Origin of the sequence: Spiractinospora alimapuensis, assembly GCF_018437505.1 — a bacterium.
In the GTDB taxonomy this organism is placed as follows: domain Bacteria; phylum Actinomycetota; class Actinomycetes; order Streptosporangiales; family Streptosporangiaceae; genus Spiractinospora; species Spiractinospora alimapuensis.
This window is the reverse complement of the sequence record NZ_CP072467.1, coordinates 361,319-387,893: the sequence shown is the minus strand read 5'-3', so window position 1 is coordinate 387,893 and position 26,575 is coordinate 361,319. Positions and strand designations below refer to the sequence as shown.

The window sequence follows — 26,575 nt, the reverse complement described above, 5'->3', positions numbered from 1 at the left end:
CCTGTGTCCCGCCGTGCGTGAGGTGCGCCGCCACCGCGCGACCGGACTGGCCTTCGCGCTCGTCTCCGCGCTCGCCTTCGGTGGCTCCGGCCCCTTCGCCCGCCCCCTCCTCGACGCGGGAATGGACTCCCTGCACGTCACGTGGCTACGCGTCGCCGCGGCGGCGCTGGTCCTGGCCCCCTTCGCCATCGCCCACCGCTCCACCCTGCGCAGCCACCCGGCACTCCTACTGGCCTACGGCGTGTTCCCGATGGCCGGGGTACAGGCCTTCTACTTCGCCGCGATCAGCCGCATCCCGGTGGGGGTGGCGCTGCTGATCGAGTTCCTCGGACCCATCCTGGTCCTGGCCTGGGTCCGCTTCGTGCGCCGCCAACGCGTCCCGCGCTCGGCCACCATCGGCGTGATCCTCGCCATCGCGGGGCTGTCGCTACTGCTGGAGGTCCACGCCGGGCTCACGCTCGACCCGCTGGGCATCGCGCTCGCCCTGGGCGCCGCCGGCTGCCAGATGGGCTACTTTCTGCTCTCCGACGCGGCGGGCGACGAGGTCCACCCGCTGGCGGTGATCTCCTTCGGCGCCCTCATTGGCACCCTGCTGCTCACGCCGCTCGCCCAGCCGTGGTCGATCTCGTGGACGATCCTGGCCGACACCGCGACGCTGGGCGGCGTGACGGTGCCGGCCTGGGTGTGTGTCGCCTGGATCGCCTTGGTGTCCACGGCGGTGGCCTACCTGACGGGGGTGGCGGCGGTGCGGCGGCTGTCTCCCCAGGTCGCCGGCGGGGTGGCCTACATGGAGGTGGTGACGGCCATCGTGTTGGCCTGGGTCATGTTGGCCGAGCGGCTCACTCCGGCGCAGGCGGTGGGCGCGGTGGTCGTGGTCGCCGGCGCGTTCGTCGCCCAACGCGCCGTGGATCAGCCATCCGTCGCCGCCGAGCCGGAGCGTTCGCCGGGGGAGGTCAGTACGCCGCGGTGAAGCGCCGGCGTCGGTGCCGTGGCTGGTCGACCTCGTCCAGGATGGCCACCGCGAGGTCGGCGGCCGAGATCTCGGAGTCGCCGGCGGTGTCCAGGACGAGGGTGTCGGCGCCCAGACGGTAGCGGCCGGTGCGGGGCCCCTGGGTGAGGGTGGGGGGCGGGCTGACGTAGGTCCAGTCGACGTCGGATTCCTTGCGGTAGACGTCGTGTTGGTCGACGCAGGCCTGGGCGATGGCGGTGGCGGCGGGGTGGAGGTAGCGGGGGTCGTCGACCACGAGCCGTCCGGTGTCGTCGACCTGGAGTGTGGCGGCTCCGCCCACGCTGATCAGACGGGTGGACGTGGCGCGCATCCCGTCCAGGAGGTGGTGGGTCATGTCCACGAGGCGTCCTTCCTGGCCGTGTGGGGGGCGGATGGCGGCCAGCACCGCGTCGCTGTCGGCGGCGTGGCGGGTGAGTGTCTGGGGGTCGGTGACGTCGCCGTGGGCGCGGGTGACCTCGGCGGGCAGGTCGGTGGCGCGGTGGGGGTCACGGATGAGGCAGGTGACGGTGTGTCCCCGGCGCACGGCCTCGGTGGTGAGGTGGTGGCCGACGTGTCCGGTGGATCCGATGATGGTGACGCGCATGGGTGGCGTTCCTTTCGTGGCTGGTGCTACTCGGGGGTTCGGGTGCCTGGGGTGGGGCGGGTGAGGGTGGGGGAGAACTGGGCGGCGCCGATCGCCACCAGGGCGAGCAGGAAGCCCAAGGTCTGGGGGAGGGTGAGGGTTTCGGTGAGGACGAGCCAGCCGAGCAGGGTGGCGACGACGGGGGAGAGGAGTGGGAGGAAGGAGACGGCCTGCACGGGGAGGGTGGACAGGCCGTGGAACCACGCCACGTAGGCCAGGAGTGTGCCGACTCCGGCCAGCCAGGTGTAGCCGGCGACGGCGGAGAGGTCGAGGGGTGGGGGAGCGCCCTCGATGAGGAGGGCGAACGGGGCGATGACGAGGCCGCCGGCGGTGAGCTGCCATCCGGTGAACGCGGCGACCCCGACGGGGCGTCCCCATCGTTTGGTGAGCACGATGCCGGTGGCCATGGCCGCGGTCCCGGCGAGTCCGGCGGTGACGCCGATCGGGTCGAGGGTGACGGTGCCGCGCAGCACCATCAACGCGACGCCCAGCACCCCGGCCACACCCCAGCCCAGTCGCCACGGGGTGGGGCGTTGGGCGAGGAGCGGGAGGGCGAGCAGGGCGACCATGAGGGGTTGGGCCGCGGAGAGGGTGGCCGCGACGCCCCCGGGCAGTCGATAGGCGGCGACGAACAGCAGCGCGAAGAACGCGCCCATGTTCAGGGTTCCCAGCACGGTGGCGCGCCACCACCAGTGGCCGGTGGGCGCGACCCGGGTGAAGGCGAGGAGCAGGAGTCCCGCGGGCAGGGCGCGTACCAGGGCGGAGAACAGGGGGCGGTCGGGGGGCAGCCACTCGGTGGTGACCAGGTAGGTGGACCCCCAGGCGACGGGGGCGAGCGCGGTGAGGGCGGTGATGGCCCACAGGCCACGGCGGGGTTCGGCGGGTGGGGCGGGGGATCGCGGGTCGAGGGTGGGGGAGGACACAAGAACACCTCTCAACATTGAAATGTTTGACGCTGAAACAATAGGTCGACTGCTATCTTCGTGTCAAACACTTCAACGTTAAGACAGCACTGTTGAGGGGAACTCCGACATGGGCTCACCAACCGACGCGGTCGACCGCGTCCTCACCCAATGGCACACCCAACGCCCCGACCTCGACCCCACCCCCATGGGCGTCATCGGACGCATCTCACGCGCCGCCCAACTCCTCGACACCCAACTCCGCGACGGATTCGCCACCCACGGACTCAACAGGGGAGAGTTCGACATCCTCGCCACCCTGCGCCGCGCCGACCCACCCCACCGCCTCACCGCCGGCGCCCTCGTCGCCTCCACCATGGTCACCTCCGGCGCCATCACCAACCGCATCGACCGACTCGTCGCCAAGAACCTCGTCCACCGCGACACCGACCCCGACAACCGCCGCAGCGTCCTCATCGGCCTCACCGACGAAGGCCACCAACTCATCGACACCGCCCTCGTCGCCCACCTCGACCGCGAACAGCGCCTGCTGTCCGCACTCACCCCCACCCAGCGACACCAACTCGCCGACCTCCTGCGCACCCTCCTCCTCGACCTCGGCGACCACGCCCCCGACAACGACTGAGGTCCCCGGCCCGCCACCACACGGACCAGGGACCCCACCAACAAACCGGCTACCCGGCCGTGACCTCCGCACCCCCGACCCGCGCCCCCTCAGCAGAAGGCGAGTCGGCGAACTGCGTCTCATACAACTCCCGGTAACGACCCCCCACCGCGAGCAACTCCTCGTGCGTGCCACGCTCCACGATCTCTCCCGCCTCCAACACCAGAATCTGGTCCGCCGCCCGCACCGTCGACAACCGATGCGCGATCACCACCGCCGTCCGCCCCCGAAGCGCCTCACCCAACGCCTCCTGCACCCGCGCCTCCGACGTCGAATCCAGGTGCGCCGTCGCCTCATCCAGGATCACCACCCGCTGCCCCGCCAACAACAACCGCGCGATCGTCAACCGCTGCCGCTCACCACCCGACAACCGGTACCCCCGATCACCGACCACCGTGTCCAACCCCTGCGGCAACGCCTCCACCAACTCCGCCAACCGCGCACGCCCCAACGCGTCCCACAACTCCTCCTCGCTCGCCGCCGGATCCGCGACCAACAAGTTCTCCCGCACCGAGTCATGGAACAAGTGCCCATCCTGGGTCACCATCCCCACCGACTCCCGGATCGCCGCCCCCGTCAACCCCCGCACGTCCACACCCCCCAGACGCACCGCACCCGAACTCACGTCATACAGCCGCGGCACCAACGACGCCACCGTCGACTTCCCCGCACCCGACGCGCCCACCAACGCCACCGTCTGCCCCGCGGGCACGCTGAACGACACCCCGCCCAGCACCTCCTCACCACCCCGCGAGTCCAACACCGCGACCTCCTCCAACGACGCCAACGACACCTGGTCCGGCGCGGGGTAGGCGAAGTGGACGTCGTCGAACTCCACCGACACCGGGCCCTCGGGAACCTCCCGCGCGTCCGGCGCCTCCTCGATCAGCGGCGGCAGGTCCACCACCTCGAACACCCGCTGGAAACTCACCAACGCCCCCATGATCTCCACCCGGGCGTTGGCCAACGCCGTCAGCGGCGCGTACAACCGGGTCAACAACAACGCCAGCGACACCACCGCCCCCGCCTCGAGCCCGCCGGACAGGGCGAACGCGCCCCCAACCCCGTACACCAACGCCAGCGCCAACGCCGACACCAGCGTCAACGCCGTGATGAACACCGTCTCCACCATCGCCGTGCGCACCCCGATGTCACGCACCCGAGTGGCGCGCTCCGCGAAACGCGCGGACTCCACCTCCGGACGCCCGAACAGCTTCACCAACGTGGCGCCGGGCGCGGAGAATCGTTCCGTCATCTGGCTACCCATGACCGCGTTGTGGTTGGCCGCCTCCCGCTCCAACCGCGCCAGCCGGCGCCCCATCCGCCGTGCGGGCAGCAGGAACAGCGGGAGCAGCCCCAGGGCGAGAAGCGTGAGCACCGGCGACAGCGTGATCATCACCGCCACCGTCAGAAGCAGCGTGACGAGGTTGGCGACGACGCCCGACAGCACGGAGGAGAACGCGCGCTGCGCGCCGATGACGTCGTTGTTGAGGCGGCTGACCAGGGCCCCGGTGCGGGTTCGGGTGAAGAATGCGACGGGCATGCGCTGCACGTGATCATAGACCGTGGTGCGTAGGTCCAGGATGAGGTCCTCACCGATCCGGGAGGACAGCCACCGTTCCAGCAGACCGAACGCGGCCTCGCCGATCGCGATGGCCGCGATCACCACCGCGAGGACCACGACGACCGAGACCGCCTCGCCGCCCACGATGGCGTCCACGACGCGGCCCGCCAGCACCGGGGTCGCCACCGCGAGTATCGCGAGCAGGACGCTGACCACCAGGAACACGCTGATCATCCGGGCGTGTGGCCGGGCGAACACGGCGATACGACGCAGTGTGGCGGGGGAGAAGGGGCGCCGGTCCTGATCCTCGTGCATCCCGTTGTACAGCGTGTTCCACGCCGCGATCTCCATGCTCATGGTCCAACTCCCTGTCGATACCGGGGGCGCCGGGAGTCACCCGGGCGGGTGGCCGCGCCCTCCCCAGAAACATAGGAGTTGAATCAAACTTTAAGTCAACTGGGGGGAGACACCCGACGCGACTCCACCCCACCACCACGCGCCGACACCACATCCACCGCGTCGGCCACCAACGTCGTGAACTCCTCCGGCCGATCCAGACTCACCATGTGCCCCGCCCTCGGCACCACCAACAACCGACCGTCCTCACACGCCGCCAAGAACCGCTTCTCGTGAATCCGGAAGTGATCCCGCGCCCCGTTGATCAACCACACCGGCCCCGAGTACCCCGCCAACAACCCCACGACATCCAACACCCGCACCTCCTCGATGACGTCCTGGGCCGCCTCAACCGCGAACCCGCCCTCCAACGCCACGTCCGCACCCTCACCCGAGGCCATGAACTTGAACAGCCGCTCGTTCACCGCCACCGCCCCCCGCCCCGGCAACCGGTCGAACACCTGCACCGGAAACCGGTACATCCGCGCCAACAAGTTCACCGGCTGCGCGGTACACGACACCGCCACCAACCCCGCCACCCGCTCCGGATACCGAGCCGCCGTCGCGATCCCCACGAACCCACCCAACGACAAACCCACCACCACCGCGCGGCCCCCGACCCCATCCACCGCCTCCGCGACCGCCGCCGTCGCACCCTCCACCGTGAACCGATCGCCCCGCCGCACCCCATGACCCGGCAGATCCACGGCCACCACCCGCCGCCCCTGCGCCCGCAACGCCTCCACCTGGGGACGCCACATACTCCCCGAAACCCGCATCCCGTGCACAAAGACGACCGGCATCCCCATGACCGTTACCCCCATCAGGCCCAGACCATTGCGACACCACTATTGTCGCGCCACCCGCCCGCCCCGGGAATCGGTCCCACGGCCTAACCCGCCCCCACCCAACGAACTATCCCGAGCTCCCCACGAATACGCCGCGCCGGAGCCCCACACTCAGCGGCAAGACCATGAAGCCGCACCACGACACACACCACGCGGCCCAATCACACCCCGGAATACCGCACCGTCACCGGCGCGTGATCCGACCACCGCTCCGCATGACTCGCCGCACGCTCCACCCACGCCGCCTCAGCCCGCCCCGCCAGCCCCGACGACGCCACCTGATAGTCGATCCGCCACCCGGTGTCGTTGTCGAAAGCCCGACCCCGATACGACCACCACGAATACGGCCCCTCCTGCTCCGGATACAGCGACCGCACCACGTCCACCAAACCCACCTCGTCGAAAACCCGCGTCATCCACGCACGTTCCTCCGGAAGAAACCCAGCGTTCTTCCGATTGTTACGCCAATTACGCAAATCCGCCTCGCGGTGCGCGATATTCCAATCCCCACACACCACGAAATCCCGACCACCCGACGCGGCCCAATCCCGCCGCTCCACGAGATAGGGAAGGAACGCCGCCATGAACCGCTCCTTCTCCTCCTGCCGCGCGGTCCCCACCTCACCCGACGGCAGATACAGACTCGCCACCGTCACCGACCCCACGTCGACCTCCAGGTAGCGGCCCGACTCGGCGAACTCCGCCACACCGAACCCCACCCGCACCGCGTCCGGCTTCCCCCGCGAGTACACCGCCACCCCGGCCCGACCCCGATCCGCCGCCGGCGCCAACTCCACGTGCCACCCCTCCGGCGCACCCACCTCCGGCGGCAACTGATCCAACTCCGCCCGGGTCTCCTGGAAACACACCACCTCGGCCTCGGTCGCCGCCAACCACTCCACCAGGCCCTTACGCGCAGCCGCCCGCAGCCCGTTCACATTCACCGTCGAAACAATCACAGCTCACGAGACTACGAGCCCACCCCGCCCCCGACCCAACCGCGACCGTCACGGAATACGTCGCGCCGCCCACGACGACGCCACCGACAACGGCCCCTCCAACGGCCCACGCCCCACCAACAACCGCCACACCGTCGCGAACACCAGCGACCCCAGCAGCACCGTCCAGGCGACCTCCGCCTGCGCCCACCACAACGGCGTCCCCGACAACCACCCGTTGTCCGTGACCCAAATCACCACGATGTGGCCCACGTACACCGTCAACGCACACGCCCCCACCGCGGCCAACGGATACCCCACCCCACGCAGGTAGGGCCCCACCAACAAACACACACCCAACAGCGCCACCGCGATCCCACCCGCGCCGAACACCTCGAACGGCGTCCCACTGTGCGGAGCCGCCACCAACAACCACATCCACTCCGACACCGGCACCGTCCCCGAGAACCCCTCGTACAGGGCCTGAGCGACCCCCGCGGCACCGAACTCCGCCCCCGTCTCCGGATTCTCGCTCGCCGCCAGCCGCTCCAGCACCGCCCCCTGACGCAACACGAACCACGACACCGCGTACGCGACCGTGGCAACCCCCACGCCCACACCAACCAGCCACCACCGCACCCGCGTCGACCACAGATCCAGCCGCCCCAACGCCAACCCCACCAACACGAACGGCAACCACGTCAACGCCGGATACGCCCCCGTCAACAACAGGTCCACCACACCCTCACCAGAGACACGCTCCAGCGGGTCGAACCCGTTCACCACCCCCACAACCGACGCCGCGGGCCCCTCACCCTCCACCGCGCGCCGCACGAAGAACGACACCACCGGCCCCACCACACCCAGCACCACCGCGGTCAACGCCACCACGCGCCACCGCTCCGCCAGGAACACCACCGCCAACACGAAGAACACCGCGTAGTAGGCCAAGATCACCGACACCCCGGTGCCCAACAGCGCCAAGCCAACGCCCACCGGCAGGATCAGCAACCCGCGCAGCACGATCCGCCACAACGCCACCCCACGCTCCGCGTCCCCCCGCTTCGGCCGCGACCCCCCGGACAGCAACGCCATCGACACTCCGGCCAACACGGCGAACAACGCCGCCGCGCGCCCCGCCACCACCCCGTACAGCGCGTTCTCCCCAGAGGCCAACGTCCACCCCAGGCCCACATGCACCACGAACATGCCTAGGATCGCCACACCCCGCGCGATATCGATCCCCACCAACCGATCCGCGTCCCGCGCCGCCGACGCACCCTCCACAACCGAACCGACCACACTCTGTCGCACGCTCACGCCACTCCCCATAACCCCAAAGACTTGTCCCGCCGCAACCCCGACGAAAGCCCAACACCATCAATGACCGCATCCGGCCACCCACCGCAGACCCCACGCCCGTCACCCCCCATCGCCGAACCGGCACCACACCCCACCTACGCTCGAAGAATGGCCACCACCGCACCGCACACCACCATCCTCGACGGCGGCCTCGCCACCCACCTCGAGACACTCGGCGCCGACCTCAACGACGAACTCTGGTCCGCGCGCCTCCTCACCACCGACCCCGACCTCATCCGCCGCACGCACCGTGACTACTTCCGCGCCGGAGCCCACGTCGCCATCACCGCCTCCTACCAGGCCACCCCCCACAACCTTCGGACCCACACGACCGACCCGCCCGAGCACCTGCTGCGTCTAAGCGTCGACCTCGCCCGCCAGGCCCGCGACGACCACGGGAGCGGACTCGTCGCCGCCAGCATCGGCCCCTACGGGGCGGCCCTCGCCGACGGATCGGAGTACACCGGCGACTACGGCCTCGACACCGACGAACTGACCCGCTGGCACCACGACCGGTGGCAGATCCTGGCCGACACCCCGGCCGACCTCCTCGCCTGCGAAACCATCCCCAGCTATCCGGAGGCGCTCGCCCTCGCCCGCCTCATGGACACCACTCCCGAACGTCCTACCTGGATCAGCTTCTCCTGCCGCGACGACACGCACATCAACGACGGAACTTCGATCGCGACCGCCGTCACCGCGTTCGCCCGATTCGCCGACCAGCCCACCCTGCGCGCGGTCGGCGTCAACTGCACCGACCCACACCACGTCCCGAACCTGGTCAAACACATCACCCGTGTGCTGCCCACGACACCCGTGGTCGTCTACCCCAACTCCGGCGAGACCTGGGCCCCCCGAACCCGAACCTGGCACGGGACAGCCGAACCGGAGCGGTTCGCCGCGGCGGCAGGGGAGTGGCGGCGGCTCGGCGCGACCCACATCGGCGGGTGCTGCCGCACGACGCCCGAACACATCCGCGCCCTGCGGGAACGTCTCACTCGGTGAACTCCGACAACACAGTGTGACCACCAGCAAGTCACCCAATGCGCCTATTGCAGCACACAAAGTCACTTGCGGAGGTCCGTCGCGGCGACGAGACGTCGACCCGAGCGACTCCAGCGCGAATCAGGAGAAGGCTCCTCACGCGGGCAAGACCGAAGGCGCGCCGCAAACCCGCAGACGGTAAAACTTCCCCCAAATCCCCTCAGCTTGACATAATGTCAATTATCGACGGAAGGATTTGAGGCGTTTGACCTGCACAAACACCCCTCGCCGTCGAGCCTCCCGACCTCAGAAGAACCCGAAGTACGACAACCCCACGTTCGTTCCGACGAAGATCACCGCCGCGATCACCATGCCGACAACGAAGCGTGCCCGCAGTGAGCGCAGCAGCCAATCCAACCCAATGAGATTGTTGAAAATGAAATAACCCAGGAACAGGGCGAACAGGAACCCATCCAACGACAGCACGTCCGGGCTGTAGTACCAGGGCGTGCTCCAATAGAACTCCGACGCCGTGAACCACTGCCACCCATACGCGGCGCCGATCCCGAGCGGGATCTGCACGAACGGAATCAGCAACAACGGGAGCTGCAGGAAGAACCGCCACACACTCGGCGCCTTCGCCCGCCGTGCCTGCCGTTTGGCGCGCTCCGCCGCATCCCGCTCGACCCGCAGCCGCTCCTCATGCGCCCGCCGCTCAGCCTCACGACGCCGCTCTTCCTCCTGCTCCCGCTGCGCCTGCCGCGGATCCACGGCAGGCGCAGCCGCGCCCCGATACAACGCTCCATAGGAGTCCTCCGGCCCCCCGGGCTGCCCAGGCTGACCCTGCTGTCCCGGGGCCGGCTGATCACCCCCGAAAACAGCGGTCCGGTCCGCACGAGGCGGCTCGAACCGCCCCGCCTGAGTCCCCTGCCCGGCCTGTGCCCCCTGCCCGGGGAACACCGCGGTGGCGGAGGCACTCGGCGGTGGCATCTCGGGTCCCTGCTGCCCCGTCCCCGGCATCACCTGCGTCGACCCGGCCGGCGGTGCGGCGGCGTCCTGCGGCAGGATCCCGGTCCGTTGTGGGTCCTGGCCCACCCCCATGACCGACGTCGCCTGCGCGTCGCCCTGGGTCATCCCGCCCTGGGTCATCCCCGCGCCCGCCGACAGCATCGCCGTCGCCCGGTGCGACTGCTCGCTCACCGCGGTGGCCATACCCGGCGGAAGCCACGGCCCTCCGGCCGCGGTGTCCCCCAGCGCGTCCAGCAGCCGCCCCGGCTGGGGCCGCTGGCCCTCGTCCTTGGCCAGACACGCCGCCACCATGTTCCGTAGTGACGCCGGCAACGCCGAGAGGTCCGCCTCGTGCTGCATGATGCGGAACGCGACCGTGGGCATCGCCCCCTCGCCGAACGGTCCGGTGCCCGAGGCGGCGTAGGCCAGGACGGCGCCGAACGTGAAGATGTCGCTCGCCGGGGTGAGGTCACGGCCGTTGATCTGTTCCGGGGACATGAAGCCCGGCGTCCCGATGACGGCCTGCGTCGCGTTGCCGCCCTCGGTCGCGCGCGCGATTCCGAAGTCGATGACGCGGGGACCGTCCTCGGCGAGCAGGACGTTGCCCGGTTTGAGGTCGCGGTGGATGATGCCGCAGCGGTGGATCTCGTTGAGGGCCTCGGCCAGTCCGGCGGCCAGGACACGCAGGGTGTGCTCGGGCAGCGGCCCGAAGCGCTGCACGGCGGAGTCCAGGGGTAGTGACGGCACGTAGGAGGTCACGAGCCACGGGAAATCGGCCTGGGGGTCAGCGTCGATGACCGGGGCGGTGAACGCGCCACTCACCTGGCGCGCGGACGTCACCTCGCGGTCGAATCGCTCGCGGAACGACGGGTCGGTGGCGAAGTGCGGGTGGATCCGCTTGACCGCGACGGCGCGTCCGGCGGTGGATCGTCCGAAGAAGACCTGACCCATACCGCCGGCACCCAGCCGACCCAGCAGCCGATACCGTCCGATCCTCGTGGGATCTCCGCTCTCCAGCGGGTCCACGACTCACCTCCACGCATTCACCGACAACGTCCGCGGCACGAGAGCCGGCGCCCGTGGCGGTCCGTCCGTACGCGGCGCAGGCAAAGAGAACGCGGTCTGTACTCTCGGCGCCCGCGTCACCACAGAGCCTAGGTCATCGTGCGGGCCTCTCCCCCGGGCCTGTCCGCGCCCTGGACGGTCGGCCCTGGTAGATGAGGGCGGCGTAGCCGCTCCATTTTTCTTCGCCTGGAGTGGTGACGGACAGCGACACGTCTGGGTTTACGACTCCCCCACCTTTACATCGTAGATTTCGTTGGTTGTGGTTCGAGGAACTCCTCGAGGATCGAGGGTGCGGCGGCGAGCGCGACACCCACCGAGTCCTCCTCGGCGAGGTCCGGCGCCTCGTAGACGCCCAGGCCGGCCGCGCAGGTCACCGACATGGTGGTCAGCCCGAGCCGCCGCTGGAGAACGGATTGGCGCAGGGCCACCCCACTGATGGCGTCGCGACGCAACACCGAGGTGGCGCGGGCGACCATGCCACTGCGAGTCACGAGCCACCGGTGGACGACGGCGTGGCCGAGGGCGCGGTAGGCGACGACCGCGAGGAGGAGACTGAGCGGCCCGAGCAGGGCGGTGACCCAGATCCACGCCGTGGCGCTCAGGGAGGTCGTCGCTCCGAGCCAGGCGGTGATCGCCGCGGTGGCGGCGGTGAGGGTGAGGGCCCACAGCAGGCGGCGGGTGAGAGCGGCCCGAGGGTGGCGTGGGAGTGCGACACCCATCGGGTCGATCTCGTGGTCGAGCACGGCGTGGGCGACGGGCCGGGCCGTGCTCATGGGGCCTCGGGGCAGGATCGTCGCGGCCTCGGTGAAGATGGACAGTCCCGTGGTGATGACGGTGGTGTCGGCTATGCCCATCCAGCGCCACAGGACGGGCTCGGAGATCTGCACGCCGCGTAGGCGGTGCTCGGCGCGGTTGATCTCGCGGGTGCGAAACAGTCCCTGGGTGGTGCGGATGACCGCCCTCTCCCCCGTCCGCGTTCGGGTGAGGCGGAAGTTCCAGTAGGTGGACACGAAGCTGAAGGCGAGGCCGAGGACGCCGACGGCTCCGGTGGCGGCGAGGACGAGCAGGGTGCCCCAGCCCCAGCCGAGGGCGTTCCAGTCCAGGGCGTCGCGCGTGACGGTCCAGAGGTTGACGCCGAAGGTGAAGGCCAGGGCGTAGACCGCGAAGAGGATGCCGATCGCGGAGAAGTAGGCCCAGACGTTGAACAGGTTGAAGACGATCCAGCGGTAGCGGATGTCGGCGAGGACGTTCTGGGGCGTGTCGGTGTGGCCGCTCGGGGCGGTGTCGTCGTGGGGTGTGTCGCTGACGGGAGCGTCGGCTCCGAGGAGCTCGTGGCGGAGTTGGGTGGCGGCGTGGGTGGAGACCGCGTCGAGGTCGAGGGCGGCCTCGAAGGCGGTGTTCTGTTGTCCGGCGCCGATGGTGACACGGCGGAGTCCGGCGAGGCGGTGGCGCAGGAGGGCGTCGGCGTCGACGCTGCGGATGCGGTCACGGCGGATGGAGCGGTACCGGCGTAGGACGAGTCCGGTGCGGCGTTCGACGTAGTCATCGGTGACGCGGTAGCGGGTGGTGAGCCAGCGGATGACGTCGTGGGTGGAGCTGAGGAGTCCCCAGCCGGCAATGGCGACGACGGGGCCGACGGAGTAGAGGGTGATCTCGATGTCGAGGAGGAGGAAGGCGACGGCGGCGGGTGTGAGGGAGAGGATGACGCGGACGACGTCGACGATGATGACCTTGGGGTCGAGTCGGTGCCAGGTGGGTTCGGTCTGGGTGATGGTCGTCGTGGTCACGTCTGGTCTCCGGGGGTTTGTTGCGTGATCTCGGTGAGGCGTTCGGCGGCCTCGGCGGCGGTCCTCTTGTCGAGTCCGACGATGTTGATGGCGCCGTGGGCGGAGGCGGTGGTGACGGCGAGGGTGGCGAGGCCGAGGAGTTGGGCGTAGGGGCCGCGGACGGTGTCGACGGTTTGGATGCGGGAGATGGGGGCGGCGCGCCATTCGCGGACCCACCAGCCGGAGCGGTGGTAGACGGCGTTGTCGGTGGCCTCCCAGCGGTGGACGGAGTAGCGCCACAAGGGCATGACGGCGGTGTAGAGGGCGCCGAGGGCGAGGGTGGCGCTGAGGAGGGGTGTGGTCCAGGGGCGGATGGGTTCCCACCAGAGGTGGGCGGCGCCGAGGGCTGTGGCGATGAGAACGACGAGGGTGAGGGCGCGGGCGGCCCACCAGGCGATGGCGCGGCGTTGGACCCGGTGGTGGGGGGCGCGGAGCCGGGGTGGGGTCATGGTGGGTTCGCTCCTGGTTGGGGATGGGTGTTCGTGGTGGGCACACGACCTTCTTTGGGTCTCTTGTTGCCCCAAATGGAACATACGCGTTCCGTTTAGGCTCGCGCAAGTTTGATTCTGGTGGCGTGGGCAGCTATGGTCATGCGGGTGAGCAGCCCTACCAGGCCAGACGCCGAAGTCACGGGAGCACGCGCGCGGACTCGTCGCGCGATACTCGACGCCGCGGCGTCGGTGTGGGCACGGGACCGCACCGCGACGCTCGCCGACGTCGCGCGCGCGGCCGGGGTGGGACGCACGACGCTGCATCGGTACTTTCCCGACCGCGCGCGGTTGGTCGAGGCGTTGGTCCTGGACGCCTACACCGCGATCGACCAGGCGTCGGTGGACGCCGCCATGGAGCAGGGAACCGCGCGGGAGGCGCTGCGCCGACTCATCCACGGCATGATCGGTGAGGGTGAGAAGATCAGCTTCCTGTTCGGGGAGGCGACGAGTACGGACTCCACCTACGACTTCTCCCAGGACGACGAGGAGGAGGACGACTTCGACCGGCGCTTCGAGCAGTTGGTCGCGCGGGGCAAGGCGTCCGGGGAGTTCGCGTCGGACCTGGCCGATGGGTGGATCATCAGCGCGGTGTGGTCGCTGATCTACGCCGGGGTGGGCGCCGCGAACGAGGGGACGCTTCCGCGCCACGGGGTGGCGGAGGCCGTGATTCGTTGTGTGGAGGGTGGGATCACGCCCGCGTCGTGACGTCCGCGTGATCAGGCGGTGCGGCGGATCGCGACGGTTGTCGCGTCGGTGCCGCCTACGCGCGTCGTGTCGGGGACGGTGACCGTGAGCAGGGTGATGCCGCGGATCGCCACGAGGGCGGCGACGAGGGCGACGCCGATCCCCCAGACTCCGGCCATGTAGGACTCCCCCATGACGGTGAGTCCGACGGTGACGGCGGCTATGGGGTTGGTGACGGTCATGATGGACAGTGGGGCTCCGACGGTGACGCCACGGTAGGCGGCCTGGGAGAGCAGGACTCCGGTGAGGGCGAGGACGGCGATGCCGGGCAACGCCGGGTGGAGCAGGCCGGTGAGGCCGTCGGCGGTGACGGAGTCCACGAGCGCTTTGGTGAGCGCGGAGGAGACTCCATAGGAGGTGCCGGCGGCGACGGCGAGGAGCGGCGCGCGCACGGCGGCGGTGAGCACGCGTCCCAGGAGTGCCGCGGAGTAGACGACGGTGAGGGTCGCGACGGCGACGGTGATGGTGCCGCGGTGGTCGAGTGCTGTGGTGCCGTCGGTGTCCATCGCGACCACGAGGAGCACGGTGAGGGCGAAGACGGTGAGGGCCGCGCCGCGCCATTCGCGGGGGCTCACCTGACGCGCGGCGAGGCGTGCGGACCACGGGAGAGCGAACACCAGGGAGAGCAGTCCCAGGGGTTGCACGACGACGAGGGTGCCGTAGGCGAGGGCGACGACGTGGAGGATCGCGCCGGCGGAGTTCATGAGGAGCGCGGACCACCACAGGCGGTCGCGGATGAGGACCGTGAGTACGATTCGGGGGGTGAGGGGCGTGCCCAGTCGTTCGGCGACGCGGCGTTGCCCCACCGCTCCCCCGGCGTAGCAGACTCCGGCGACGATCGAGAGCAGGACCGCGATCCACAGGTCCGTCACGGGCGGTTCCTGGGAATTCGCTGGGATGCCATGGCTCTAGCGTCTCGTACCGGAGCGGGCCCCCGCGGCGCCCGACACGTGTGAATTAGGTCATCGGTGCGTAAAGGCCGCTCCGTGGGCGACATCGGGCGATCACGGTGCTGGTGGGGCCCGGAACGCGGGGCGGAGCAGTCGCCGAACGCGTGTGGGTGATCTGGGGCGAACGGTGCGGATGGAGATCATCCACTTATGATGAGGCGAATCCGGACCGATCCGTCGTGCGGGCGCGGTCCTCCCCCGAACAGTCGAGAGTTGTCGGTGAGTCGTGTGATCTCCTTGCCTGTCCGCCGTGTGGCGGTGCCCTTGTCCCTTGTCGGCGTCCTCGCTGTCACGGCCTGTGCTCCGGCCGAGGACGACGCCGACAGCGCCGCGGACGGGTCCGCGCTGGAGTGCACGCCCGACAGCATGGAGACGCTGGAGGAGGGCACGCTGACCGTCGGTACGAGCACCCCGGCGTACCCGCCGTGGTTCGTGGACGACGACCCGGAGAACGGCGAGGGGTTCGAGTCCGCCGTGGCCTACGCGATCGCCGCCGAACTCGGCTACGACGACGGCGACGTGCGGTGGGCCAGCGTGGAGTTCAACAACGCGATCCAGCCGGGCCCCAAGGAGTTCGACTTCAACGTCAACCAGTTCTCCATCACCGAGGACCGGGAGGAGGCCGTCGACTTCTCCTCGCCGTACTACGAGGTGCGCCAGGCCGTCGTCGCGTTGGAGGGTTCGGAGGCCGCCGAGGCGGAGTCCCTCGCGGACCTCGCCGAGGTGGACCTCGGGGCCCAGGTGGGCACCACGAGCTACCACGCGGTGGAGGAACTCATCGAGCCCGCGGACGAGCCGCAGGTGTTCAACACCAACGACGACGGCAAGCTCGCGTTGGAGAACGAACAGATCGACGCGTTCGTGGTCGACCTGCCCACGGCGTTCTACATCACCTCCGCCGAGTTGGACGACGGGATGATCGTGGGGCAGCTGCCCGCGTTGGACAGTGACAACGAGGAGTTCGGCGCGGTGCTGGACAAGGACTCGCCGCTGACCGACTGCGTGACCGCGGCCGTGGACACCCTGCGTGAGGACGGCACCCTCGCCGACCTCGAGCAGGAGTGGCTGGCCGAGGTCGCTGACGCTCCCGAACTGTCGTGAGCGTCCCGGTGGACGCGGGGGACTCATCCCCGGGGCGTGCATCGGGTCCCAGCGAGGTCCAGCGTCGACGTGAGTCCTACCGGCGACGACAGACGGTGCGCTCGGTCCTGATCGGAGCGGGCTCCACCGCCGTCGTCGGCGTGACACTGACGGTGCTCATCATGGGCTCCCCGGGGTGGGAACGCGTCAAGGACACCTTCTTCGACCTCGACGTCGCGCGGGAGTCCCTGCCGGCGGTGGCGACGGGTCTGTGGCTCAACGCTCGCGTACTCGTCTTCTGCGCTGTCGGCGCCCTCCTGCTCGGGCTCATGGTCGCCATCATGCGCACCCTGCGGGGCCCCGTTTTCTTCCCGCTGCGCGCCCTGGCCACCTCCTACACCTACGGGTTCCGCGGCGCCCCCCTCATCATCGTGCTGTACCTGATGGCGTTCGGGGTGCCGGGCCTACGCCTGGAGGGCACACCGAGTGTCTTGGTCCTGGGCGGCATCGCGCTCGTCGTCACCTACGGCGCCTACATCGCTGAGGTGTTCCGCGCGGGAATCGAGTCGGTGCACCCCAGCCAGATCGCGGCGGCGCGGTCGCTGGGGCTCAGCTACGCCCAGACCATGCGCCACGTGGTGCTCCCACAGGCCATCCGCCGGGTCACCCCTCCCCTGCTCAACGACATGGTGGCGTTGCAGAAGGACGTGGGGCTGATCTCCTTGGCGGGGCCGATCGACGCGATCCGGGCGGCGCAGATCTCCACGGCGCAGTCCTACAACTTCACGCCCTACATCGTGGCGGGCGTGTTGTTCGTGTTGATGGCGGTGCCGCTGGTGGCGGTGACCGACTGGGTGACGATGCGGGCGGCGCGACGGCAGTCGGCCGAGGGGGCACAGTGAGCGATCTGGGTGTGGCGGGCGGTCCGGTGTTGTCGTGCCGGGCGGTACGGAAGGAGTTCCGGGGCTCGGCGGTGCTTTCGGACCTGAGCCTGGACGTGGCCGAGCACGAGGTCGTGGCGCTGATCGGGGCGTCGGGGTCGGGCAAGTCCACGCTGCTGCGGTGCGTGACGTTGCTGGAGCGGATCTCCGACGGGACGATCCATCTCGACGGCGACGACATCACCGATCCGCGGGTGAATCCGGACCGGGTGCGGCAGCGCATCGGGATGGTGTTCCAGTCCTACAACCTGTTCCCGCACATGACGGTGTTGGACAACGTGACATTGGCTCCGCGTCGGGTGCACCGGCGTCGCCGGGGTGAGGCCGAGACCCACGCCATGGAGTTGTTGGAGCGGGTCGGGTTGGCGGCCAAGGCGCGAGAGTACCCGGACCGGTTGTCGGGCGGGCAACAGCAGCGGGTCGCGATCGTGCGGGCGCTGGTGAACTCGCCGCGGTTGCTGCTGCTGGACGAGGTCACCTCCGCGTTGGACCCCGAGCTGGTGGGTGAGGTGCTGTCGCTGGTGCGGAGTCTCCGCGACGAGGGGATGACGATGCTGCTGGCGACACACGAGATGGGGTTCGCCCGGCAGGTCGCCGATCAGGTGTGTTTCTTGGATGGTGGGCGGATTCTGGAGCAGGGCCCCCCGGAGCGGGTGTTGGGAGATCCCACCGAGCCGCGGACGCGCCAGTTCCTGGAACGCATCATCGACGCGGGCCGGCTGTAGCCGCGCGGCGCCGGTTCGCCGTGGGGGCTACACTGCCCGGCAGCGAACCGGCGCCCGTGTTTGGCGCGGTTCGTGTGGTTTCCCCCAGGAACGGATGTCGCGTGACGTTGACCGCCCCCTCCCCACCGGGTGACGCCGGCTGGGTCGCGTTGTCCACGGTGACGGCGCGCCGTGACCTGGGGCTGCGGTTGGAGACGCCGGTGCAGGGACCGCCCGCGTGGGTGCGGTGGGCGGGGGTCGTGGAGTTGGCCGACCCCGCGCCGCATCTACGGGGTGGGGAGTTGTTGTTGACCTCGGGCGCGGGTCTGGACCTCTCCCCCGACCCGGTCCAGGCCTACGTGGCCTCCCTGGTGGGGGCGGGCGTGGGCGCGGTGGGTTTCGGTGCGGAGCCGGGCAACGCCCCACTGCCGGACGTGCTGGTACGTGAGTGTCGGCGGCAGTTCCTGCCCTTGGTGCGCGTCCCGGCGGAAACCCCGTTCGTGGCGGTGTGTCAGGCGGTCCAGGACCTGCTGCGGGCCCGACGCCAGGAGGAGCTGCGCTGGCTGGAGACGACGCACCACAATCTCGCGCGGGCCGCCTACGAGCCCGACCCTCGGGCGGCCATGGTGAACGTCCTGACCCACAGCCTCGGGTGTTGGGCGGTACTGGTGGACGAGTCCGGTCAGGTGTGCGAGTCCTCCGGCCCGGTCCCCTCCCCCTTGCCCAGGGCACTCGCGGATCTGGCTGCCGCGGCCCGTCGTGCCGTCGCTCCGGAGTGGGTCCGCGCCAACGTCGACGGAGAGGAACTCCTGGTACGGCGGATCGGGGCGGGCGATGTGCTCTGCGCGGGGGTGTCGGGCGGGTTGGACGCGGCGGGTCGCGCCGTGCTGGGCGCCGCGGTGGTTCCGTTGGAGAGCGTGGGAGGCCCGCGGGTGGGGGGCACGCGCGCGGCGCGGTTGACGTCGGCGCTGTCGCGGCTGGTACTCGCCGATCCGGTGGCGGTGGGGCGGGCCCGGCGCGACGCCGTGACGTCACTCGTTCCGTCGGTGTTCGCGCGCTGGCGGGTGGTGTGTGGGGCGGCGGTCGGCGACGAGGCCGCCGCGGGACCGGCCGAGGTGCGCGAGATCGTCGCCAGCCCTGTGGTGGAGGTGGCGGACGGGCGAATGCGGGGCGTGGTCCCCGACCGCGGCGGTGAGGACGGCGCACCGGGGTGGGGCGTGTTGGAGGAGTTGCGGAGCCGGGGGTGGCTGGCGGTGTTGAGCCGTCCGGTGGCGGCCGACGAGCTGCACGAGGCCGACACGGAGGCGCGTGGGCTCCTGGAGCGCGCACGGGCCGTGGGATCTCCACTGACCTGGCAGGGCGCGGACACCAGTTGGGAGGCCATGGTGAACCAGTCCCAGGCCCGACGGCTCTCCTCGGCCATGTTGGCGCCGATCACCGGCGGCGACACCACATCGCGCGACCTGCGCCACGCGCTGCGCGTGTGGTTGGCCCACCACGGCGACCTGGACCGCACGGCGGCGACCCTGGGCACGAACCGCCGCACCGTCCGGGAGCGTGTCGAGGGCGTCCAACGACGCCTGGGCGTGGACCTGGCCGACCCCGAACAACGAATGCGACTGTGGTTCGCCCTGCGGTGGGCCACCGACCCGCGATAGCGGCGTCCGCGTCGGGTGTGCCTTGTCGGCGGCGCCCCTCGGTGGGCTGGTCGTAGTCCCTCTCCCCCACCCTGGTCGGCGACGTGAGCCAGCGCTGGGTCGGTGGGACGTCGGTGTCCGTGGGCCCCCGGTCATGGGCCGGCGGACGCGGCGCGCGCTCGGCCGACGCCACGACCCCCGCCCACCGCACCCACGCGGGCCGCGGCGTCTCCAACCGGTCGGCGGGCCTCTACCGCCGGGAGGTGGTGGCGGCATAGCCTGTGTAGCCGTTCCTGGTCCCGCCATGAAGGAGGTCAGCGTTGACCCCCAGCCCTGCCCGATTGAGTTCGATGGTGTCCGGCCGTTCCCTGCCCGCCTCCGAGAGTCCGGTGCGCAGCCTGAACCCCGCGCACACCGACGAGGTGGTCGCCGAGGTGAGTCTGGCGGGGCCCAAGGACGTGGTGGCCGCGTGCCAGGCGGCCAAGGACGCCCAGTCCACCTGGGCCCGTGTCCCCGCGCCCGTGCGCGGCCAGACGATCGCCAACATCGGCGAACTGGTGGCGGCGAACAAGGAGGCCCTGGCGCGGGCGGTGACGCGCGACATCGGCAAGCCGCTGGCGGAGGCCCGCGGCGAGGTACAGGAGATCATCGACACCTGTGAGTACTTCCGCGGCGAGGGTCGGCGCCTGTATGGCCAGACCGTCCCCTCGGAGATGCCGAACAAGGAACTCTTCACCTACCGCACCCCGGTGGGCACCGCCATGGTCATCACGGCGGGGAACTTCCCGGTCGCGGTTCCGTCCTGGTACATCATTCCCGCTCTTCTCGCGGGCAACTCGGTGGTGTGGAAGCCCGCGGAGTACGCCGCGTCGTGTTCGTGGGCCCTGTTCGAACTGTTCCGCCGCGGTGGCCTGCCCGACGGTGCGTTGAACCTGGTGTACGCCTCCGGGGAGGACACGTTCTCCGGGTTGGAGGCGGCGCTGGACCAGGGACTAGTGGACAAGGTGGGGTTCACGGGCTCCAGCGCGGTGGGAGTGCGCGTGGGTGAGCTGTGTGGCCGTCACCTACAGACGCCGTGCCTGGAACTGGGCGGCAAGAACCCGATGGTGGTCACCGAGGACGCCGACCTGGACGCGGCGGTCCAGGGCGCGTTGTTCTCCGGGTTCGGTACGGCCGGGCAGCGCTGCACGTCGTTGGGCACGGTGCTGGTGCACGAGTCGGTACACGACGCGTTCCTGGACCGTTTCGACGCGGCGACTCGTTCCGCGGCGGTGGGTGACCCCACGGAGGACGTGCTGTACGGGCCGATGCTCAGCGAACGCTTCGCGGAGCGCTATGAGGGCTATCTGGGGTGGATCTCCGACCACCATCGGGTGCTGGGCTCGACCGGGACGGGCCGGATCGGCCCGGACAACCCGCGGGCCGGTTTCGTGGGGGACGCGGAACGGGGTCTGTACTACCACCCCGTGATCCTGGACGGGGTTCGGCCCGGGGACCAGGTGTTCACCGAGGAGACGTTCGGACCGTTGGTGGGCGTGACGACCTACCGACACCTGGAGGAGGCGATCGAACTCGCCAACCTCCCCGGCTATGGACTGTCCTGCGCGATCTACACGACCAACCCACGGTCGGCGTTCACGTTCCGCGGCGGCGTGGGGGCGGGCATGGTCAGCGTGAACAACTCCACGTCCGGCGCGGAGGCGCACCTGCCGTTCGGGGGCAACGGCCGTTCCGGCAATGGTGGCCGCCTGTCGGGGCTGTGGGTGCTGGACCAGTTCACGCGATGGCAGTCGATGAACTGGGACTTCTCCGGGCAGTTGCAGAAGGCGCAGATGGACACGGGAGCGGTCACCGCGGACCTCACCTTCCGACTCCCCTGACGGTCAGCCACGCTGGTTGGGTGTGGGTGGGGGGCGTGTCCCCCACCCCGTCATACGGCGTCGAGGAAACCGACCGTGAAGAAGGCGAAGAAGACGACGAGGCCGATCACCACTCCCACCGCGACGCATCCGTATGCGGCGTAGGCGCAGTTACGCGCCACCGACGGGTTGGACTCCCGTTGGATCAACGCGATCACGCTGAGGACGAGCCCGATCAACGGCAGCGGCAGCGCGAGTGTGACCAAGAGGCAGACCGCGAAGGTGCCCAGCACGCTGGCCACGACCGAGCCGATGACCAGACCGTCGTTGGCCGGAGGTTCGGAGGGCTGGCCGTATCCCCCGGGTGGGCCGGTGCCTCCCGGTGGGCCGGTGCCTCCCGGTGGGAAGGCTCCCCCGGGAGGAAACCCGTACCCTCCGGGTGGCGGTGGCGGCGGTCCGTACGACGGAGGCTGGTAACCCACGGGGCGTGCACCTTCCTTTTCCACGATCGTCGAGTGTTGGGGATGAGACGGTCCTCGTCTCGTAGAGGTTGCTTTCCGTTATGGGCGTCTTTCAACAACCCCCACCTTTACATCGTAGATCAACTGTGGCGAGATCCGGTCCGACCTGGGGCCCGCCGTGGGGGCCACCTCGCGCTCGACGCCCACACCCCAGCCGGGGCCGGAACCGGTCACGCCCAGTACCCGACACCACAGGCGCCGTCGGTGGGCCCCATGCCCGCGTCTCCGCCACCGTGCAGGACTCCCCGACCGACCCCGGTACTGGGACGCACCCCAACCACGGACCGTCGTCCGGCCTCCACGAGCACCATCTCCCGTCACTGTGGTCCACGACGTTGGAGTACACCCTGGTATCGCGGCCCGGACGTGCGGTCGTTGAACGGGTTCCCGTTCGCCCTGTTCCTGGGTTCCCTCACACTCGACGATCTGAGTGGGAGGAGCGGCAGGCGTGCGGCGGTTCTTCCCCGACTTCCGTCGCCGCTGATTCCATTCGTGTAGATCCCACCAGGGACCGGCGCCGCGAACGGATGGCAGTCGACGTGGACCCACGCGTCCGACCGTCCGACGTGGCGTTCACCGCCGACAGCGCGGTCAAGGTCAACGGCTCTCGCGCCGGCCTGGGGCCCGCACACGCAACCCACCTTGCCGACGGGAACGCCCCCACTCCGACGACGACCGACACGTCGAGAGTGGACACGGCCGGTCGGTGCCCGTCGGTGTCGGCCACGACCACCCGGCCCTGTCGCCGGTTCCCACGGCCCCCAGTGGTCTCGTGCCCGCCGTCGTGTGCGCCCGCCACCCCCTCCCCGAACACCGTCGACGTCGCACGCCGAGGTTCTCTCCCACGCGCGTCGGAGAGCACACGGCCACCAGCGACCCGACCGACGCGCCCGACACACCCCCGGCGGGAGAGCTCCCGTGCCACCCATCCGGCGCGGGCCACCGTCGACACTTCCCTGAGCCCCGCCCCCTTCCCGGGGAGGGTTTCATCCCACCTATCCTTGATCGGATGTCTACACCCATCGGGGAGGGCACCGCATGACCGTCGACGACTCGGCCCCTCCCCACCTCTCCCCCGCGACCCGCTCCACCGTCCAACGACGCACCCTGCTGGTGCTGTCGACGGCGCAGGTGATCGGCGGCATCGCCGTGGGGTCCGCTCTCGCCGTCGGCGCTCTCGTGGCCCAGGACATCACCAACTCCGAGACCTGGGCCGGGCTCGCCACCACCATGGTCACCCTCGGCGCCGCCCTCTTCGCCCTCCCTCTCGCCGCCGTCGCCTCCCGCCATGGCCGCCGTGTCAGCCTCGGCCTGGGCTGGCTCGTGGCCACGTTGGGCGGCCTCGTCGTCATCCTCGCCGCCCAGATCGACTCCTTCGGCGTGTTCCTGCTCGGCATGGTGCTCTTCGGGTCGGGAACCGCCACCAACCTCCAGGCGCGCTACGCCGCCGCGGACCTGGCCACCGACGCCACCCGCGCCCGCGACCTCTCGCTGGTCGTGTGGGCCACCACGATCGGAGCCGTCACCGGCCCCAACCTCACCGGCCCCGGCACGTCCATCGCCGCGACCCTCGGACTGACACCACTGTCGGGGTCCTTCGTGCTCTCCACCGCCGCCTTCGGCCTCGCCGGACTGGCCATCGCCGTGGCACTGCGCCCAGACCCCCTGCTGCTGTCCCGCACGGGCTCGTCCCTCGGCGTCGCCACGCGAGGGCGCACCGGCGTCCGGTCGGGCATCGCGGCGGTACGTTCCTCCCCCAACGCCGTCCTCGCCATGACCACGATCGCCCTCGGTCACGGCGTGATGGTGGGCACCATGACCATGACCCCGGTGCACATGTCCCACGATGGGGCGGCGCTGACGGTGGTTGGCCTCACCATCAGCCTGCACATCGCCGGCATGTACGCGTTGTCACCCGTGGTTGGGTGGCTGGCCGACCGGCTGGGCCGTGTCCGTGTGATCCTCGTCGGCCAGGCAGTGCTCCTGCTCGCCGTGGCGTGCGCCGGGGCCGCGGGACACAACCAGACGCTGCTGACCACGGGGCTCGTCCTGTTGGGTCTCGGATGGTCGTTCGCCGTGGTGGCCGGCTCGGCGTTGCTGTCGGAGTCGCTGGCCCCCGAGGCACGCCCCAGCGCCCAGGGGTCCTCCGACCTCGTCATGAACCTTGTCGGAGCCGGCTGCGGCGCGGCCTCGGGCACGCTGGTCGCCACCATCGGCTTCACGGGACTCAACGTGGTCGGCGCAGCCCTGACCGCCCCGGTCATCCTCCTGGGCTTCGTGGCGCTGCGCCGAGCGTCGACCTGACCCGACGGCCGGCGCCACTCCCCCTTCGTCCGTCGATCCGCTCCCGCCGGACGTCGGCGCGAATGGGCGGACGGTCCGGCGGCCGCATGTGGTGTCGAGGACCGCCTCGCGCGTGGTTCCCGGTCGCCGGAGCGGATCCGCGCGGCGGTGTCCGCGACACCGCGCGGGCGTGCGGTCAGCACACCCCCGCCCCGGCGCCGAAGGCGCCCCGGCCATCGTGAGCGGTCCGACGCCGAGCACGGCGTCCTTCACAGCGGTGGGTCGGCCGCACCCGTCCCCTCCCGCGACTCTCCTCGGAGCCAGGCGGAGTCGGGCGAGGCCACCGGGCCGCACACGGGGCGACCACGCACCAGACCGTCGTCGCACCGTCGACGCGCTTCCACGGAACACCCGCGTGGCCCTGCCCGCGCTCCTCGCCTACTCCCCCTTCGCCCCGTCGATCCGCTCCCGCAGGATGTCGGCGTGCCCGTTGTGTCGGGCGTACTCCTCGATCATGTGCAGGTACACCCAGCGCAGCGACATCCACTCCTCACGGTGGGGATGGCGGAAGGTGTGGTCCAGGGACACCTCGGCCGCCGCGGCGCGCACGTCCTCCCACTCCCTGCGCAGGATCTCCAGGTCCCGGTCCGCCCGCGCCGGGTTGGTGTCCTCGAAGTCGGCGTCGGCGACGTCCGGGCGTTGGTGGATCGGGGGGATCTCCTCACCCCGGAGGCGACGTCGGAACCAACTGCGTTCCACATCGGCCATGTGTCGCACCAGGCCCAACAGGGACAGCGTCGAGGGTGGGGCGGCGCGCAGCGCCAACTGCTCTCCGGTGAGTCCGGCGCACTTATGCAACAGGGTGGCGCGGTGCCACTCCAGCAGTCCTTCCAACATCGGGCGTTCGGGGCCCTCGCTGGGCTCGTAGAACCGGGTGACCTCGGGTGCGTTCCATGCCATCGTCGAATCCTGACACGTCGTCGCCCATGGGGCCATCCGGGGTTGACCGGAAAACCGGTTGATGTTTCCCGGGCCGCCCTCTATAGGATTCCACAATGCGGATTTGTGTGTTTTGTGGATCGGCCCCCGGGCACGACGAGCGGTACCTGGCCACGGCGCGGCACCTGGGAACCCTGCTGGCGGAGCGCGGAATCGGGCTCGTCTACGGCGGAGCGAGCGTGGGAACGATGGGCGCGGTGGCCGACGGCGCGCTCGAGGCCGGTGGCGAGGTCGTCGGGGTCATCCCGCGGAGTCTCGCGGACCGCGAGATCGCGCACCGGGGCCTGTCGGACCTACGTGTCGTCGCCGACCTCCACGAACGCAAGGCCCAGATGGCCGCCCTCTCCGACGCGTTCGTCACCCTGCCGGGCGGCATCGGCACGATGGAGGAACTCTTCGAGATCTGGACCTGGGCCCACCTGGGGCTGCACGACAAGCCGGTCGGCGCCCTCAACGTCAACGGTTTCTATCGTCCCCTGCGTGACCTCGTGGACCACATGACCGAGGAAGGGTTCCTGCCGCCGCGGTCGCGTGACCTCCTCGTGGTGGACGCGGACCCGGCGTCGCTGGTGGACCGGTTGCGGGGCGCTCCGCCGGTGGTCGACGTGCTGGCCTGGGCGCACACCCGTGACGGGCGTGTGTTGGCCGCGCGCACCCGCGGCAGCGACCAGTTCTATCTGCCGGGGGGAAAGCGCGACGCCGGGGAGTCCGACGTCGACGCGGTGACCCGTGAGGTCAAGGAGGAGACGGGTGTCCGGCTCTCCCCTCACACGGTCGCGCCCTTCACCGTGGTGCACGCGCAGGCGCACGGCTATCCCGAGGGGACCCAGGTTCGGTTGGCCGCGTTCACCGCCGAGGGCGAGGGTGAGCCCACGGAGCGCGGGGAGATCGCGGAGCTCGCGTGGCTGGCCTACGCCGAGCGTGAGCGTTGCGCCCCGGGCGTACGGGTCGTCATGGACGAACTGCGCGATCGCGGCCTGTTGGCCTGAGGGGTCATCCCCCCAGCACCGTCCTTTACGTTGTAGATCGTTGTTGCGTCCCGGCCACGCGCCGCGCGAGGAACATGATCTATCCCATACCGATGCGGTTGATTACTGAATTGTGTTGGAATGTGTGGTGGTTTTCACTTATTCATCCTTTTCCCGATCTTCGGAGGT

24 protein-coding genes are annotated in these 26,575 nt (G+C 70.2%); 11 read left to right on the top strand and 13 right to left on the bottom strand.

All coding sequences use genetic code 11. From position 1 onward, the window contains the following. The first annotated feature begins 13 nt into the window (after positions 1-13). On the top strand, positions 14-970 hold the full coding sequence (locus J4H86_RS01645) for an EamA family transporter (protein WP_236541416.1): 957 nt from the start codon (positions 14-16) through the stop codon (positions 968-970). On the opposite strand, the gene J4H86_RS01640 is transcribed toward J4H86_RS01645, so the two are convergent. Further along, the gene (locus J4H86_RS01640) at positions 954-1,592 is read right to left on the bottom strand and encodes an NAD(P)-dependent oxidoreductase (RefSeq protein WP_236541415.1); all 639 of its coding nucleotides are present in this window, start codon (positions 1,590-1,592) and stop codon (positions 954-956) included. The genes J4H86_RS01645 and J4H86_RS01640 overlap by 17 nt on opposite strands. A 26-nt stretch (positions 1,593-1,618) precedes the next feature. Next, positions 1,619-2,554 (bottom strand): EamA family transporter, encoded by a 936-nt coding sequence (locus tag J4H86_RS01635; protein ID WP_236541414.1) that lies wholly within the window; start codon positions 2,552-2,554, stop codon positions 1,619-1,621. A 109-nt stretch (positions 2,555-2,663) separates the two neighbouring features. Between J4H86_RS01635 and J4H86_RS01630 the strand changes: the two genes are divergently transcribed. Beyond that, positions 2,664-3,179 (top strand): MarR family winged helix-turn-helix transcriptional regulator, encoded by a 516-nt coding sequence (locus tag J4H86_RS01630; RefSeq protein ID WP_236541413.1) that lies wholly within the window; start codon positions 2,664-2,666, stop codon positions 3,177-3,179. Positions 3,180-3,228: 49 nt separating this feature from the next. Here the strand turns inward: J4H86_RS01630 and J4H86_RS01625 are convergent, their stop codons facing one another. The 4 genes from J4H86_RS01625 to J4H86_RS01610 all read right to left on the bottom strand — a co-directional run bounded on the left by J4H86_RS01625 (position 3,229) and on the right by J4H86_RS01610 (position 8,284). After that, entirely contained in the window at positions 3,229-5,139 is a 1,911-nt protein-coding gene (locus J4H86_RS01625) for an ABC transporter ATP-binding protein (protein WP_236541412.1), read from the bottom strand. A gap of 95 nt (positions 5,140-5,234) precedes the next feature. Beyond that, the gene (locus J4H86_RS01620; RefSeq protein WP_236543866.1) at positions 5,235-5,987 is read right to left on the bottom strand and encodes an alpha/beta fold hydrolase; all 753 of its coding nucleotides are present in this window, start codon (positions 5,985-5,987) and stop codon (positions 5,235-5,237) included. A 200-nt stretch (positions 5,988-6,187) separates the two neighbouring features. Next, a complete protein-coding gene (locus tag J4H86_RS01615) occupies positions 6,188-6,982 on the bottom strand; it encodes an exodeoxyribonuclease III (protein WP_394356495.1) in 795 nt (264 codons plus the stop codon). 51 nt (positions 6,983-7,033) lie between these two features. Next, a complete protein-coding gene (locus tag J4H86_RS01610) occupies positions 7,034-8,284 on the bottom strand; it encodes a DUF1624 domain-containing protein (RefSeq protein ID WP_236541410.1) in 1,251 nt (416 codons plus the stop codon). A gap of 150 nt (positions 8,285-8,434) precedes the next feature. Here J4H86_RS01610 and mmuM point away from each other — a divergent pair, with 150 nt between their 5' ends. Next, positions 8,435-9,331 carry a homocysteine S-methyltransferase gene (gene mmuM, locus J4H86_RS01605; protein WP_236541409.1) on the top strand — a complete coding sequence of 299 codons (897 nt, stop codon included), beginning with the start codon at positions 8,435-8,437 and terminating at the stop codon, positions 9,329-9,331. A 285-nt stretch (positions 9,332-9,616) separates the two neighbouring features. Here mmuM and J4H86_RS01600 read toward each other — a convergent pair whose 3' ends face one another. The 3 genes from J4H86_RS01600 to J4H86_RS01590 all read right to left on the bottom strand — a co-directional run bounded on the left by J4H86_RS01600 (position 9,617) and on the right by J4H86_RS01590 (position 13,658). Then, on the bottom strand, positions 9,617-11,344 hold the full coding sequence (locus J4H86_RS01600) for a serine/threonine protein kinase (RefSeq protein WP_236541408.1): 1,728 nt from the start codon (positions 11,342-11,344) through the stop codon (positions 9,617-9,619). Positions 11,345-11,619: 275 nt separating this feature from the next. Beyond that, positions 11,620-13,170: a PH domain-containing protein gene (locus J4H86_RS01595; protein ID WP_236541407.1), complete on the bottom strand. Its 1,551-nt coding sequence runs from the start codon at positions 13,168-13,170 to the stop codon at positions 11,620-11,622. Then, a complete protein-coding gene (locus J4H86_RS01590) occupies positions 13,167-13,658 on the bottom strand; it encodes a PH domain-containing protein (protein ID WP_236541406.1) in 492 nt (163 codons plus the stop codon). The genes J4H86_RS01595 and J4H86_RS01590 overlap by 4 nt, the downstream gene beginning before the upstream one ends. 147 nt (positions 13,659-13,805) lie before the next feature. On the opposite strand from J4H86_RS01590, the gene J4H86_RS01585 reads away from it, so the two are divergent. Then, the gene (locus tag J4H86_RS01585; RefSeq protein ID WP_236541405.1) at positions 13,806-14,405 is read left to right on the top strand and encodes a TetR/AcrR family transcriptional regulator; all 600 of its coding nucleotides are present in this window, start codon (positions 13,806-13,808) and stop codon (positions 14,403-14,405) included. 11 nt (positions 14,406-14,416) lie between these two features. On the opposite strand, the gene J4H86_RS01580 is transcribed toward J4H86_RS01585, so the two are convergent. Beyond that, complete coding sequence (locus J4H86_RS01580; protein ID WP_236541404.1) at positions 14,417-15,316, bottom strand: DMT family transporter; 900 nt, start codon at positions 15,314-15,316, stop codon at positions 14,417-14,419. A 336-nt stretch (positions 15,317-15,652) separates the two neighbouring features. Between J4H86_RS01580 and J4H86_RS01575 the strand changes: the two genes are divergently transcribed. From J4H86_RS01575 to J4H86_RS01555, 5 genes are all read left to right on the top strand, one after another. Continuing rightward, complete coding sequence (locus J4H86_RS01575; RefSeq protein WP_236541403.1) at positions 15,653-16,495, top strand: ABC transporter substrate-binding protein; 843 nt, start codon at positions 15,653-15,655, stop codon at positions 16,493-16,495. Continuing rightward, positions 16,492-17,376 carry an amino acid ABC transporter permease gene (locus J4H86_RS01570; protein WP_236541402.1) on the top strand — a complete coding sequence of 295 codons (885 nt, stop codon included), beginning with the start codon at positions 16,492-16,494 and terminating at the stop codon, positions 17,374-17,376. The genes J4H86_RS01575 and J4H86_RS01570 overlap by 4 nt, the downstream gene beginning before the upstream one ends. Continuing rightward, positions 17,373-18,140, top strand: a complete 768-nt coding sequence (locus tag J4H86_RS01565) for an amino acid ABC transporter ATP-binding protein (protein WP_330932472.1) — start codon at positions 17,373-17,375, stop codon at positions 18,138-18,140. Before J4H86_RS01570 ends, J4H86_RS01565 begins: the two co-directional genes overlap by 4 nt. 101 nt (positions 18,141-18,241) lie before the next feature. Next, entirely contained in the window at positions 18,242-19,777 is a 1,536-nt protein-coding gene (locus J4H86_RS01560; RefSeq protein ID WP_236541401.1) for a PucR family transcriptional regulator, read from the top strand. Positions 19,778-20,076: 299 nt separating this feature from the next. Then, the gene (locus J4H86_RS01555; protein WP_236541400.1) at positions 20,077-21,636 is read left to right on the top strand and encodes an aldehyde dehydrogenase family protein; all 1,560 of its coding nucleotides are present in this window, start codon (positions 20,077-20,079) and stop codon (positions 21,634-21,636) included. Positions 21,637-21,686: 50 nt separating this feature from the next. On the opposite strand, the gene J4H86_RS01550 is transcribed toward J4H86_RS01555, so the two are convergent. Both J4H86_RS01550 and J4H86_RS01545 read right to left on the bottom strand, forming a co-directional pair. Further along, positions 21,687-22,097, bottom strand: coding sequence for a hypothetical protein (locus J4H86_RS01550; RefSeq protein ID WP_236541399.1), 411 nt, complete (start codon positions 22,095-22,097; stop codon positions 21,687-21,689). Between the two features lie 209 nt (positions 22,098-22,306). Next, positions 22,307-22,447, bottom strand: coding sequence for a hypothetical protein (locus tag J4H86_RS01545; protein ID WP_236541398.1), 141 nt, complete (start codon positions 22,445-22,447; stop codon positions 22,307-22,309). A 727-nt stretch (positions 22,448-23,174) separates the two neighbouring features. Here J4H86_RS01545 and J4H86_RS01540 point away from each other — a divergent pair. Next, positions 23,175-24,440: an MFS transporter gene (locus tag J4H86_RS01540; RefSeq protein WP_236541397.1), complete on the top strand. Its 1,266-nt coding sequence runs from the start codon at positions 23,175-23,177 to the stop codon at positions 24,438-24,440. A gap of 417 nt (positions 24,441-24,857) precedes the next feature. Here the strand turns inward: J4H86_RS01540 and J4H86_RS01535 are convergent, their stop codons facing one another. Further along, entirely contained in the window at positions 24,858-25,379 is a 522-nt protein-coding gene (locus tag J4H86_RS01535) for a DinB family protein (RefSeq protein WP_236541396.1), read from the bottom strand. Between the two features lie 95 nt (positions 25,380-25,474). Here J4H86_RS01535 and J4H86_RS27340 point away from each other — a divergent pair, with 95 nt between their 5' ends. Beyond that, the gene (locus J4H86_RS27340; RefSeq protein ID WP_330932471.1) at positions 25,475-26,407 is read left to right on the top strand and encodes a TIGR00730 family Rossman fold protein; all 933 of its coding nucleotides are present in this window, start codon (positions 25,475-25,477) and stop codon (positions 26,405-26,407) included. The last annotated feature ends 168 nt before the right edge of the window (positions 26,408-26,575 follow it).

Excerpts from the sequence above, each read along its gene's own strand:
- J4H86_RS01590 (WP_236541406.1), bottom strand. The coding sequence starts at position 13,658 with ATGACCCCACCCCGGCTCCGCGCCCCCCACCACCGGGTCCAACGCCGC.
- J4H86_RS01545 (WP_236541398.1), bottom strand. The coding sequence starts at position 22,447 with ATGGTGCTCGTGGAGGCCGGACGACGGTCCGTGGTTGGGGTGCGTCCC.
- J4H86_RS01535 (WP_236541396.1), bottom strand. The coding sequence starts at position 25,379 with ATGGCATGGAACGCACCCGAGGTCACCCGGTTCTACGAGCCCAGCGAG.
- J4H86_RS01540 (WP_236541397.1), top strand. The coding sequence starts at position 23,175 with ATGACCGTCGACGACTCGGCCCCTCCCCACCTCTCCCCCGCGACCCGC.
- mmuM (WP_236541409.1), top strand. The coding sequence starts at position 8,435 with ATGGCCACCACCGCACCGCACACCACCATCCTCGACGGCGGCCTCGCC.
- J4H86_RS01620 (WP_236543866.1), bottom strand. The coding sequence starts at position 5,987 with ATGGGGATGCCGGTCGTCTTTGTGCACGGGATGCGGGTTTCGGGGAGT.
- J4H86_RS27340 (WP_330932471.1), top strand. The coding sequence starts at position 25,475 with ATGCGGATTTGTGTGTTTTGTGGATCGGCCCCCGGGCACGACGAGCGG.
- J4H86_RS01630 (WP_236541413.1), top strand. The coding sequence starts at position 2,664 with ATGGGCTCACCAACCGACGCGGTCGACCGCGTCCTCACCCAATGGCAC.
- J4H86_RS01640 (WP_236541415.1), bottom strand. The coding sequence starts at position 1,592 with ATGCGCGTCACCATCATCGGATCCACCGGACACGTCGGCCACCACCTC.
- J4H86_RS01625 (WP_236541412.1), bottom strand. The coding sequence starts at position 5,139 with ATGAGCATGGAGATCGCGGCGTGGAACACGCTGTACAACGGGATGCAC.